Origin of the sequence: Furfurilactobacillus milii, assembly GCF_009863985.1 — a bacterium.
In the GTDB taxonomy this organism is placed as follows: domain Bacteria; phylum Bacillota; class Bacilli; order Lactobacillales; family Lactobacillaceae; genus Furfurilactobacillus; species Furfurilactobacillus milii_A.
In genome coordinates this window covers 1-12937 of sequence record NZ_WEZT01000040.1, presented here as the reverse complement: position 1 = coordinate 12937, position 12937 = coordinate 1, and the positions used below count along the sequence as shown (strand labels likewise).

General features: G+C 44.3%; 11 protein-coding genes. 5 read left to right on the top strand and 6 right to left on the bottom strand.

The window, feature by feature from the left end; translation table 11 throughout:
* Positions 1-291 precede the first annotated feature (291 nt).
* The 3 genes from GB992_RS10975 to GB992_RS10965 all read right to left on the bottom strand — a co-directional run bounded on the left by GB992_RS10975 (position 292) and on the right by GB992_RS10965 (position 4632).
* Positions 292-1710 (bottom strand): anion permease, encoded by a 1419-nt coding sequence (locus GB992_RS10975; protein ID WP_161002473.1) that lies wholly within the window; start codon positions 1708-1710, stop codon positions 292-294.
* Between the two features lie 242 nt (positions 1711-1952).
* Entirely contained in the window at positions 1953-3338 is a 1386-nt protein-coding gene (locus GB992_RS10970) for a class II fumarate hydratase (protein WP_017261255.1), read from the bottom strand.
* Between the two features lie 346 nt (positions 3339-3684).
* The gene (locus GB992_RS10965) at positions 3685-4632 is read right to left on the bottom strand and encodes an L-lactate dehydrogenase (RefSeq protein WP_161002472.1); all 948 of its coding nucleotides are present in this window, start codon (positions 4630-4632) and stop codon (positions 3685-3687) included.
* Positions 4633-5207: 575 nt separating this feature from the next.
* Here GB992_RS10965 and GB992_RS10960 point away from each other — a divergent pair.
* Positions 5208-5666, top strand: a complete 459-nt coding sequence (locus tag GB992_RS10960) for a MarR family winged helix-turn-helix transcriptional regulator (RefSeq protein WP_161002471.1) — start codon at positions 5208-5210, stop codon at positions 5664-5666.
* A gap of 79 nt (positions 5667-5745) precedes the next feature.
* Here the strand turns inward: GB992_RS10960 and GB992_RS10955 are convergent, their stop codons facing one another.
* Together GB992_RS10955 and GB992_RS10950 are read right to left on the bottom strand one after the other, a co-directional pair.
* A complete protein-coding gene (locus GB992_RS10955) occupies positions 5746-6486 on the bottom strand; it encodes a hypothetical protein (RefSeq protein WP_161002470.1) in 741 nt (246 codons plus the stop codon).
* Positions 6487-6966: 480 nt separating this feature from the next.
* The gene (locus tag GB992_RS10950) at positions 6967-7842 is read right to left on the bottom strand and encodes an aldo/keto reductase (protein WP_161002469.1); all 876 of its coding nucleotides are present in this window, start codon (positions 7840-7842) and stop codon (positions 6967-6969) included.
* Positions 7843-8006: 164 nt separating this feature from the next.
* Here GB992_RS10950 and map point away from each other — a divergent pair, with 164 nt between their 5' ends.
* The 3 genes from map to GB992_RS10935 all read left to right on the top strand — a co-directional run bounded on the left by map (position 8007) and on the right by GB992_RS10935 (position 11241).
* The gene (map, locus tag GB992_RS10945; protein ID WP_017261265.1) at positions 8007-8789 is read left to right on the top strand and encodes a type I methionyl aminopeptidase; all 783 of its coding nucleotides are present in this window, start codon (positions 8007-8009) and stop codon (positions 8787-8789) included.
* Positions 8790-8938: 149 nt separating this feature from the next.
* Positions 8939-10324, top strand: coding sequence for a DUF2252 domain-containing protein (locus GB992_RS10940; protein ID WP_161002468.1), 1386 nt, complete (start codon positions 8939-8941; stop codon positions 10322-10324).
* A 125-nt stretch (positions 10325-10449) separates the two neighbouring features.
* On the top strand, positions 10450-11241 hold the full coding sequence (locus tag GB992_RS10935) for an SIR2 family NAD-dependent protein deacylase (RefSeq protein WP_161002467.1): 792 nt from the start codon (positions 10450-10452) through the stop codon (positions 11239-11241).
* A gap of 50 nt (positions 11242-11291) precedes the next feature.
* On the opposite strand, the gene GB992_RS10930 is transcribed toward GB992_RS10935, so the two are convergent.
* Complete coding sequence (locus tag GB992_RS10930) at positions 11292-11780, bottom strand: GNAT family N-acetyltransferase (RefSeq protein ID WP_161002466.1); 489 nt, start codon at positions 11778-11780, stop codon at positions 11292-11294.
* Between the two features lie 110 nt (positions 11781-11890).
* Between GB992_RS10930 and GB992_RS10925 the strand changes: the two genes are divergently transcribed.
* On the top strand, positions 11891-12763 hold the full coding sequence (locus tag GB992_RS10925; RefSeq protein WP_161002465.1) for a LysR family transcriptional regulator: 873 nt from the start codon (positions 11891-11893) through the stop codon (positions 12761-12763).
* Positions 12764-12937: the final 174 nt, after the last annotated feature.

Below are 12937 nucleotides of genomic sequence, written 5' to 3'. Positions count from 1 at the left end.
ATTCATAACAGCATTGTAGCATCGTTATGCTGCAAATTTCCAGCAGATTGAGTTGAGGTTCATTGGACGAAAAGAACCGAAATCGTCAAAAGCACAATTTCGGTTCTTCTTGATTGGTATTAAGTTCAAAAGATTTTGGATAACTTCTTTACTATTACAACGCAAACGCGCTCACACCCCTAGAGCCTGTGCATAACCCAAGACGTCTCATGCAAAGGCAAAGTACACCTTCACATGAGACGTCTTACGTTATTTCTCGGCTCTAAAGCGGGGGTGTTCACGCTCTAATTTTTACCACATACCCAATACTTTGGTCCAAAGCAGACCACCGCCTAGCCATACGACGATGTAGAAGACACCTAGGATGGCGTTTAGACGCCACCAATCGGACTGCTTCACGAAGCCAGAACCAAACAGTACCGTGGCTGGGCCACTTGCATAGTGCGTAGTGGAACTAAACAGTGGACCTGCAAAGGCCAACATAATTGCGGCTAACATATGAGGCACTCCAGCAGCCAATGCAACAGCTAGAAGTGCAGCGTACATTGCCGTAACGTGGGCAGTACCAGAAGCAAACAAGTAATGTGTGTAGAAGTAGAAGATAAACAGAATGACCAGCACCATCATCCAGCTAACACCATGCAGTGCCGTACCGATTGATGAAGACAACCATTTGATTAAACCTAATTGAGTCAGTTCGTTTGCCATAAAGATCAGGATTGAGAACCAAATCAATGTGTTCCAAGCACCAGTTTCCTTCAAGATGTCCTGAACGGATAACACACCCGTCAGTAACAATAGTGAAACTGCAATAAAGGCAACCAAGGTTGCATCCAAACCGATGAAACTTGATGCGATCCAAAGTAGCAAGGCAATCAAGAAGACGCTCATCATGATCTTTTTAGGCGTGCTCATTGGTCCCATGTCAGCTAATTCTTTGTCAGCCCAGTCCTTGGCGTTTGGTGTTTCCTTAACCTCTGGTGGATATAACTTGTAAATAATGTATGGCACACAAATCAAACTAATAATCCCAGGCACCAGAGCGGCTAAGAACCAGCTGATCCACGTAATGTGAACGCCAGCTTTACCAGCCATTGCAACAGCAACCAAGTTTGGTGCCATCGCAGTCAGGAACATTGCTGAAGTAATGATGTCCCCTTGAAATTCAGTATAAACAAGGAAAGAACCAATCTTACGTTCAGTTCCATCTTTAGGATGAGAGCCAAACGTTGTTGCTAGTGATTCGATAATTGGGAAAATAATCCCACCGGCACGGGCCGTGTTACTTGGTGTGGCAGGGGCAGTAACCAAGTCAACACCGACTAGTGAGTAGGCCAAGCCTAATGTCCGTTTACCAAACAAACGCACGAAGATCAGCGCTACCCGCCGACCAAAACCAGTCTTGATGAACCCGCGTGACAAGAAGTACGCCATCGCGATCAACCAAACCGTGTTGTTACCAAAGGCCGTTGTGGCATCCTTCATTGGCACGATGCCAAGCAGGACTGTCAGTGTAACCCCGATTAAAGCAACCCCACCAATTGCGATTGGCTGAGTGATACAGGCAATAATCGTCCCAACGAAGATGGCGAGCATATGCCAAGCTGCTAAACTAACAGCGTCTGGGCGAATTGGTGCAAGGAACCAAATGATCAGTCCAACTAACACTGGCCACAGAAAATTTTTGTACTTAACGTTTTCAAGCTTCATGTTTTATCCCTTTCGTGCCCTCACCGACGCTTAATCGACGAAAGCCGTTTCTTCACATTCTAAGGTGCGTGCATCTTGCGATGTCAGCGCCAACCTAACCAACATGGATATTTACGGTATATCCCTAAACGCGCAGACAACCCCTGAAATCTAGTCCTCAGGAGTTGTACAACACATTGTTAATCAAGAAATGTTTTTTAATACTGATAGTACTTTGTTCAAACGAATAACTCGACTGTCGTTTACTTGCGGTCGATGTTCGTCATCTTCAATGGATCAACCCATTCGTCGAACTGTTCAGCAGTAACTTTGCCAGACTTCAAGGCAGCAACACGTAATGTGGTTCCATCTTGGTCAGCTTGCTGAGCAATTTTGGCACTGTCGTGGTAGCCAATGTGTGGTGACAAAGCCGTAACCGTCATCAATGAATTGTCGACCAATTCTTCCATGCGTTCTTCGTTAACTGTCAAGCCATGGATCATCTTGTCAGCAAAGCCGGTCATCGTACCACGTAACAATTCAGCTGATTCAAGGAAAGCGTCGATCAGTACTGGTTTGTACACGTTCATTTCGAAGTTACCCTGTGAAGAAGCCATGGTCACAACGACATCGTTACCCATTACTCGAACGGCGGCCATCGTGATTGCTTCAGCCTGCGTTGGGTTAACCTTACCAGGCATGATTGATGAACCAGGTTCGTTAGCAGGGATGTTCAATTCAGCGTAGGCAGCACGTGGGCCACTAGCTAAGAAACGTACATCGTTAGCAATCTTCATCAGATCAGCAGCCAAGGTCTTCATCGCACCGTGAACAACGTCAAGGTTGGAGTGTGCAGCCAAACCATAGAACTTGTTTGTTTTAGCTGTGAAAGCAGGCCCGTAAACCTTGCTCATCCGGGCAGCAATGTCATCGGCGAAACCAGGCGCAGCGTTCAAACCAGTACCAACCGCAGTACCACCCATCGCTAATTCAAGCAATGTACCGTCTAAACTCTTCAAGTAGCCAAGATCATGTTCCAACATGCTGACCCAACCACTGATTTCTTGTCCAAACGTCAATGGCGTTGCGTCTTGCAAGTGAGTCCGGCCGATTTTAACTGTCCGCCAGTACTTGTCCTGCTTAACCTTCAGTTCGTCGATCAAGTGTTGTGCAGAATCTTCCAATTCTTTAACGGCAACACTAGCGGTGATATTCATCGCCGTTGGGAAAATGTCGTTTGAACTCTGGCCATGGTTCACGTCATCGTTAGGGAGGATTTCAATTGAGTCATCCAACTTAGCAGCTTCGTGGGCCACGACTTCGTTTGTGTTCATGTTCGTTTGCGTACCAGAACCAGTCTGGTAAACACGAAGTGGGAAGTCTTTACGTAAGTCTTCGTCGCTCAAGCTCAGTAACTCATCGATGGCGCGAATGATGAGTTGACCCTTTTCTGCACTAATTTGATCCAATTCCTGATTGGCTTCGGCAGCAGCTTTTTTGATTTGTAACAGGGCGCGAATAATTGCAATTGGCATGAATTGCCCTGTTGGGAAGTTGTTGCGACTCCGTTCGGTTTGTGGTCCCCATAGTGCTTCGCTAGGAATCTTAACTGGCCCAATGGTATCTTCTTCAACACGATAATCTGACATCAAAATGTGCCTCCAGTTCTTTGTGTATTTAGTAACAAGCATAAACAAATAAAAAGCGAGGTCGGTGTAACGTTTAATCCAGTTTGTGACCTCATTCACTTAACGTTTGTAAGTTTACTAGGTGCAAATAATTATAGTCAAACGAAGCGGTTGCCATTAAAAACATTAATAGCTTGCTGATGAGTGCTTTACAATTGCCGAAAGGACTTGTTTTCGCCCATTTACATTAGCTAGTAAGCATTGTGAAAATCGAAACGAAAATGATGTTTACAAATTTTTTGGACAAACTTCATTGTGCAAACTAAAAAACGTCACCATATACGGCAACGTTTCATAAAAATTATTTTTAGTTCATTGCGTCATCAAGCACTTGCTTAAGTTGCTTAGCTGAAGCAGCCATCTTGGCCTGCTCTTCATCAGTCAATGGGACTTCAAGAACTTTGGCAATCCCATTTTCGTTGATCAGTGCAGGTGTGCCAATGTACATATCGGACAGTCCATATTGACCATCAACTGGTGCACCAACAGGTAACACAATATTTTCATTGTGTAATACCGCACGGCTCAATGTCATCAAACTGGTAGCGACACCGTAGAATGTGGCCCCCTTCAGTTTGATAATGCTACCACCCTTAGTGCGTGTTTCTTGTTCAAGCTGTTCAAGTTCAGCCTGCGAAACGCCTGCCTTCTTGGCAACATCCAACAATGGCTGGCCGTCAACTGTCGCAGCGGAATAGGCAGCAAATTCGCTATCCCCATGTTCACCGAGAATGTCCGCGTTAACACTGCGCAAATCGACATTCAGTTTGTGGGCTAATGCAACTTGCCAACGACTACTATCCAAGGACGTCCCAGTCCCGATAACTCGGTTCTTCGGGAATCCTGACAAACGCTGTGTGGCTGCCGTCAACACATCAACAGGGTTAGCAGAAACGATGAAAGTGCCTTTGAAACCACTGTCAACAACTGGTGTCACAATGGATTCCAAGATCTTCATATTCTTATTAACAAGGTCCAAGCGCGTTTCACCCGGTTTACGCGGAACACCGGCTGTAATGACAACTAAGTCTGCATCACCAGCATCGGCATAACTACCTGCATGGACATCCAATGGCGACGTAAAAGGTTGAACGTCTTCTAAGTCAAGGGCATCCCCTTTGATGTGATCTTGTTGAATATCAACAATTACTAGTTCATCGGCAACTTGCTGTTGCATCATTGCAAACGCATATGAGGAGCCAACAGCCCCATCACCAACAAGAACAACTTTTGTATGTTTAATTTGATTAGCCAAAATTTTGCTTCCTTTCTTTATCAAGGGCAATTCGTTTTATCGTCATTGTGTTGTAGAACACGAATTCAACCGGCCATTCTCGCTGCAATTCATGGCGGTAAAGCGCAGCGGGCGGCCATTTCAAACGGCGGTTAATCATCGATCACATCACTATCATCTGCAAATCGATCAGGAGTAGCGTAACCTGCCGACCAGATTATAGTCAAGTGTAAAGATGGTGATTATGTTTGATAATGTGAGGTGATGCACTTTTTGAAGTGTGCTTTAGTTAGCTGATCATTGCAATAAACCACTCGGTATTTTGATATTAGTTGATTTATTTAACGATCATACATTTACGCTATTTATTGTTGGAAAGAATGACTGCCCTTAACCTTTTTCTTGGTGCTAATTGTTTAAAATTAGTCTCACAAATCTTCCTCAAATCGACCTGAATTCTGGATAAAAATCACTTGGTAGAGAAAGTATGTCAAATAAGTCTTAAAAAGACTGCCACGGCACCGATAACCTGATATAATAAAGTCGTTAAAATTTTTAGTGGTTTACAGATTCCGGCAATGGAGGGAAATTATATCATGAGTGAACTAGACAATAATGACACTTTCATTCAATTTGAAACTGTTGTCATTCGTGATTTTCGTATTTTGTATCAACGTTTCAGTGCATACGCAGCTAAATATGATTTAAACAACAGTGAATTGGGTGTTTTAGTAGCAATCGTAACTGACATTAAAACAAACCTGACTGATTTGTCAGACCGTGTTAACGTTTCTGAATCAGCCGTTTCTCAAGCAATCACTGGGCTGATGAAAAAAAAGCACATACGTTCGGAGACCGATACTAAAGACCGCCGTCGTCATTTCTTAGCGCCAACCTCAAAGGGTGAAAAGCTAGTTATCGATTTTCGTGAACACGAAAAGGAAATCATCGACTCTCTCGACAAAGAGCTGGGTGACGGTTTTATGCCAACATTGGTCAAAACAATCGAAACTGCTAAAGATAACGGTTTTACAGAGTTTAATCGCAAAAAATAATTAACCAACATTTTAACTAAATAGACGCCTGAAATTGAGTGTAGTGTATAACTACTTCTCAATTTCAAGCGTCTATTTTTTATTCTCGAGTTAACGGTTCAATAATCTGTTGAACTAACCTGATTCGGTCAGCATAGCGTTGCCAAAGAGGCTTTTGCGTCACCTCGCGATTCAATTGGGTAAACGGCAAACCTGAAGTTTCTACGCTGCCTATTTCCCCATTATGCCGCTTAACAATAAGTGGCCACTCAGCATCAATCATCTTGGCGTTTGATGCTTCACTTATAAATGATAAAAATTTCTGCCTGATAATTGCAGCACCAGATGTAAAGTCGGTGAAATCTGATAACTCAAAGAATGCCTGGGCACACTTATTCGTACACGTTTCCGTGTCTGTCCATGCCTTCGGATACGTTTGCATAGTTTCTGATGAACGATTAACACAGGCATAATCAAATGAAACCCCAAGTCGCATCTTCCTAATCAGTTGGTGAAAAGCATCAGGTCTTCGAATAATCATTGTGGCGAGCTTGTCGAAATCAATATGTAGAATCAATGAGTTATCAGATAGCCTACTAACTTCGAGAAACTTTGAAACCGCTAAACGACGACCATTGGCTGCACCGTTACGAGGAACCGAAAATGAGCTCACGGTAGTTTCTTGAATGAGCGTCAACACACTCGGATTCGTAGTGTTTGTAACCGTGATAACGGCACTGTCAAATTCTCGTTCAATTATCGTTAAGACCTGACTAAGCTGTTTAGCAGGAAGTCTAAGCCGATCAATCGTGCTAATTAAACCAATCCGTGTTTTGAACATAAAAGAACCCCAGTCCTAGAAATGATAGTTTTCATTAAACAGCTGTCTGCTGTGGTTGTAAACAAGTCGGCAGCCAATAAATCATCTGGCCACATCTTTATAGCAAGGAAAAGCGGTCTTGACCCACCACCATAATAACAGGTGCATTGTCTGCACTTACTGATAAATACTGCTTTCTCGGAGACTATTACTTCATCGGCTGGAGGGCGGCAACATTGACACCGAGCCGTGAAGGTGTTGCTAATCCGAATGGTTCTCTCGGATTTACAACACGAACGGACGCCAAGACTCGCGGTCTTCACGAGGCTTGGCGGCGAGGTGATAGACGGCGTACTTCCGGCTTGAACCGGTCCCACGGCAAGTGTGTCAATGTTACCAACCGCAAGCGGCATCCACCGTACTAAATCCACAATACCTTTTTTGAACTGCAAACAAAAACGCGCCACCCGCTTAACGAATGTGGCACGTAATATCTACAAACTATTTTTCATCACCAAAGTACCAATCGAAACTGGTTAGCCAGTAGCTAGTCCGTTTGTTCTGCTCCATAGCAGCCAATTGTTTCATGTCATCATCGTCCAGACTGAAATCATACACATTGGCGTTTTGCTTAATGTATTCTGGATGAACAGATTTCGGAATCGTCACCAATCCATTCTGTAAATCCCAACGAATCAACACTTGAGCAGCTGATTTACCGTGCTTCTTAGCAATGGCCTGAATTACTGGTTCTTTCATTAAGGAACCACCAGTCCCACCGAGTGGCGACCATGCTTCCTGTTGAATACCTGTATCAGCTAAGTACTTCTTCAGAGACGGCTGTTGCAACCATGGATGAAATTCGACTTGGTCAACCATTGGCGTGATATCACTTAACGCGATCAATGACTTCATCGTCTGTTCAGAAAAATTGCAGACCCCAATGGCACGTGCCTTACCATCTTGATAAATTTTTTCAAACGCACGCCAAGTTTCGGCCCACTTACCGGCAACTGGCCAGTGAATGAGATATAAATCCACATAATCCAAGCCTAGGCGTTTCAAACTGGCATCGAAGTTAGTCAACGTGGACTCGTACCCTTGATCAGAGTTGGCAAGTTTGGTCGTTACAAATAAGTCTTCCCGCTTTTTACCGGCGGCTGCCAACCCCTGTTTGATTCCCTCACCAACTTGTTGTTCATTGCCATAAGCCTTAGCGGTATCAATCATTGGATAGCCCATTTGAATGGCCGAACTCACGGCATTCACAGCATCCTTCGGCTCAGCTTGCCAGACACCCAATCCCAAACGTGGCATCTCAACGCCGTTTGACAATGTCGTCGTATCATTAATTCCTGAAATTTCACTACTCATCATTATTCGCTCCTTTGTTCTCTCAATATTCATCATAGTGAACTCACTACAGAAATGCAAAAGGTAAGAGCGACAAGCCTTTTCAAGCGAGACGCTACTCTTTTTATCCTAAAATGGTTATACTAAATAAGTATAGTTATCAAAGACAAAAGGAAGAGAAAATAGTCATGATTACATTGAAATCACCTCGTGAAATCGAGGGTATGCGTAAAGCTGGCGCTGTGTTGGCCGGTATGCACATCGGTTTACGTGACATCATCAAGCCCGGTATTTCTAGCTGGGACATCGAAAAGTTTGCCGTACGTTACTTTGAAGAACACAACGCCAAGCCCGAAGAAAAGGGCTTCGAAGGGTATGACTTTGCTACTTGTGTCAGTGTTAACGACGAAGTTTGTCACGCTTTCCCACGTAAAGACCTGTTATTAAAGAACGGTGATCTGGTCAAAGTCGACACAGTTATTAGTGTGGATGGTTACATGTCAGATTCTTGCTGGGCTTTTGCGGTTGGCGATGTCAGCGATGAAGTTAAAAAGTTGATGGAAGTTACTAAGAAGGCTTTGTATCTTGGTATCGACCAAGCAGTTGTTGGTAACCGGATCGGTGACATCGGTTATGCTATTCAACACTACGTTGAAGACGAAATGGGCTACGGTGACGTTCGCGAATACGTCGGCCATGGCATTCAGCCTACAATGCATGAAGATCCAATGGTTCCTGCATACGGTGAAGCTGGTAAAGGATTACGTTTACGTGATGGCATGACCATTACCATCGAACCCATGGTTAACGTTGGTGACTGGCGCTGTGCACCCGTCGCAGACGATGGCTGGACTGTTCGTACAGCTGATGGCAGCCTGAGCTGCCAGTATGAACACACCTTAGCTATTACCAAAGATGGTCCAAAGATCTTGTCGAGTCAGGATCATGAAGCTGACGCTAAGTATCTATAAAGAAGTATTTATAATTTCGTTTTGAGGCTATCCAACCGCCACTAGTTGGATAGCCCTTTTTAGTGGCGAAATTTAGCAATGTTTGTTTCTATACCGAACCACGGAGTATAATCAAACCAATATTTACTCAGGAGGCATCCTTAACTTTCATGGCAAATCGCGGTCTAGACATCAATAACATCATCGTCAATAGCAGCCAAACGGACTTAGAGCACATGGGCGACAAATTACGTGAAAAGGTCCCCTTTGATGCACTCGGCACATTCAAACAAACGCAACGCGATCCAACGCTCTTAATGCGGCGGATTTCAGATATGCTAGTTCCTGAATTACTGCCTGAACGGTATCGGCGAATGGGCGTATCAGCTTTTACGTTCTTTCGTGGTACTGCCGAGCTAATGGCGTTTGACCTCAACCACCAAGCTAGTACTCACATTCCCGTCATCATTTCAGGCGATGCACACCTTGGAAATTTCGGCTTCTTCGCCTCTCCCGAACGACGATTAGTGTTTGACTTGAACGATTTCGATGAAGCTGGCGTGAACTCCTGGGAACGCGACGTCAAACGACTGTTAGTGAGCGTTATTTTAGCTGGCCGCGAGAATGGTTACACAGATAAAAAGATTCATAAAATCACACGGAACGTGGCCAAAAGTTATCGGGCGGGCATTGAAGCCAGTATCAAACGGTCGACAATTGACCGTTTCTATCCAGCAAACGATGTTGCCAGCATTCTTCGGGCTGTTCCAGAAGGCGATCCAACGGCCGACATGATTCAATACTTCTTGGATAAAGCTGGCAAACGGAACTCGGAACAAGTCGTTAAAAAGTTCACGCAAACGACCGACGCCGGTTTACGTTTCGTGGATAACGCAAAAATTACGCGTCACACCAATGATGATGTCACGCGTAATATTATCGATTACCTTGCCGATTATCGTTCCACCGTGCGGACCGACATTGCATTGTTATTATCGCAATATCACGTCACTGATGTCGCACGTCACTGTGTGGGTGTCGGTAGCTTTGGCTCACGTTGTTATTTGGTTCTGCTCACTAGTATTGATGGCAGCCATCTTGTATTACAGATCAAGGAAGCTTTGCCAACTAGAAAGACTGGTGCCGAACGTCAACTGGCGCTGACCTCAACATTTGAGGAAAACGAAGGCCGCCGAATTATTGACAGCCAGAAAATTCTACAATCCGCATCTGATCCTTTTTTAGGTTATTTCCAAAGTAAAAAGCACAGTTTTTATGTTCGCCAATTCAGAGACATGAAAACATCTGTCGACCTTGACACACTAAATGAAGACCAGTTTCACGTCTATGCTGAATCGTGTGGTCGTTTGTTGGCAGTAGATCATTGTCAAACACCAACTGGTCCAATGATTGCCGGTTATATCGGTGACTCTAAGAAATTTGACCGGGCAATGACAGATTGGGCCGAAGCTTATATTCCACAAGTGGAAAAGGACTACGCTATCTTCTTAAAAAACCACCCCAAAGAACAGACACCAATCGACACAACAAAATAATGTTGCTAATGATATTTGCGTTTGCACGTAAATATCATTTTTTTGTCGACTTAAACGAGTTCACTCGCTCTGCAGAATAATTTCGCTACACTGACAGTATGAGACTAAGTAAGGAAGGTGAGCTTATGCTGGAACCAGAACAAACAGTATTTGATCGACAAATCGACCAACTCGCAAGACAACTGACTGCGGCTCACCACCCAACATTCCTAACTGGGGCTGGGATCTCTGTGCCAAGCCATATTCCCGACATGGAATCCGCCGTCAACCAGTTTGGTTTGTTCTCCCAAACTTGGTTGGAAGAAGACCCTGCCGCCTTTTATCAGCGTTTTCATCGGGAAATGCTGGATCCGATTCACAAATATGGTCCCACTAAAGCTCACCGAATTATTGCTCAGTTAGAACAACAACATCTCATTGACGGCGTTGTCACCACCAACGTTGATCACTTGCACCAACTCGCTGGTAGCTATCATGTAATTGAAGTTTGGGGCAGCATTAACGTTAACTTTTGTCTTCAATGTGGTCGTGTCTTTAATCTTCAGGCACTGCATTCAGATATTCCACGTTGCCCCGTTTGCCATGGCCTTTTGTCCCCAGAACCCGCATTCCGTCATCTCGGTGGTACCTTACCGCCCAACCTTAAACAAGCCAATGCTTATGTACGCCAACGTTTGACCGATGGCGCATGGCGCGTACCCTTAAACGATCAATTGGCCGATGAATTGCTGTCTCAAAGCGACCTCACAATTGTGACTGGGTCAAACGGATATTATCGCCATTGCTCGCCGCAACATGTTATCGAAATCAATCCCCATGCCACCTGGTTCACACAGTTCGCAGACTTCAGAATATCATCAACAGCTGATGAAGCATTCGCCGCTTTAGCAATGCAGTTGCGGCTCAATTTAAATTAACATCTGCAATTTTTACTATCGCTAACACTGATTGAACAGCTATTTAACGCCTAGAGTTCACGTTCATAAATGAGCGAATCGCGATCAGGAAATTCATAATCAACCGTCAACTTTTCCCGGGAAATACGTTTGAAACCCTGCTTTTCATAAAAGAAGTGCGAACGGTGCTCTCCCATTGGTGTGTCTAGGACCAGCTTGTCGATGTCAGGCTGTGCCTGCGCATACGTCAGCAATGTTTGGAAAAGCTTGCGCCCTAACCGATGTGGTTCACCACGATATTCTGGATAGGTGAATAGCTTCTTTAAAACGGCTGTTTGTTGACCAACTTTCAGTAAACCGATCGACCCGACCACTTTATCGCCATCTAGCGCAACCCAAAAATTGCCGCCATTGGCCTGATAATGATGCTCAATTTCAAAAACATCTGGTTGTTCAATCATTTTGATACCAAGATGAGCTTCATCGTTTTGACAAAATTCAATCAAATCTACTAGACCCGCCGTTAGCCGAGCGTTTGTATGATACGGTTCAATATTCATGCTTGTGACTCCCTTCAAGATGATTTAAGCTTACACGTGAATTATTCATTCGTAAAATTGATATTTTAAATACTATCAATCGAAAATAACGATGGAGCGTGTAAACAAACATGGAAATTCGCCAACTGACGACTTTTAAAACCATTCTTGATACAGGCAGTTTTACCAAGGCTGCCAAAACGCTCGGCTACACCCAATCAACGGTGTCAGCTCAAGTGAAAGCGTTGGAGCAAGAGCTAAGTGGCAGTCTTTTTAAATATGAACGACGCCAACTTTTCTTAACAGATACTGGCAAACGTTTGCGACCACTGGCTGACCAATTGTTAGCAGACTTCCAACAGGTTAAACATTTGACCGACCAGTCATCGGTTGCCGGTACACTACGCATCGCTGCTCCAGAATCCCTGACTGTCACTCACCTACCCACCATTATCCAAAACTTCCGTCAACAATATCCTGACGTTGACCTACAAATCGCCAATGCCACCTGTTCCTATAATCAACAGCGGCTACAAGATGGCGAGGCCGATATTGCTTTCATGATGTGGCCGTCTTTAACCACTACGGCACTGGTGGAACATGACTTGGGAGAACAATCTCTAACTTTGGTCACAGCCGCTGACAAACATAAAACGTTTGCGCAACTCATCAGTGAGCGCCATGAACCATTTATTATCAATGAGCCCGACTGCAGCTATCGTAATCAATTTGAACGCTCACTATGGGGTGACTTTCATCGCCGCCCACAAATCATGGAACTGTGGAGCATCGCCGCCATTAAAGAAATGGTCGAAAGCGGCATTGGCTACTCGTATCTGCCAACAGCAACCATTACAAAGGAACTTCAAAATGGTCAGTTAGTCGCCATTGACAGTCCAATCCACAACGAAATTCATGCCCACATGCTGACACATAAACAAGCACGCCAACAGACACTGATTGATGCTTTTGTGAACGTCACATTGAGCAATTGGCGTAATTAAAAAGTTGGGTAACAGCGCCGCCACATCCCGTGGTGATACTGTTACCCAACTTTTTTGAATTTTATTCTGTTATATGGTAGATTGCAAATTTAATCCGAATTTTTGGACAAATTTGTCAGCATAACCTGATACGGTGTTTGCCAGTCGAGTATTTTAAGCGGTCGCTGGTTAATT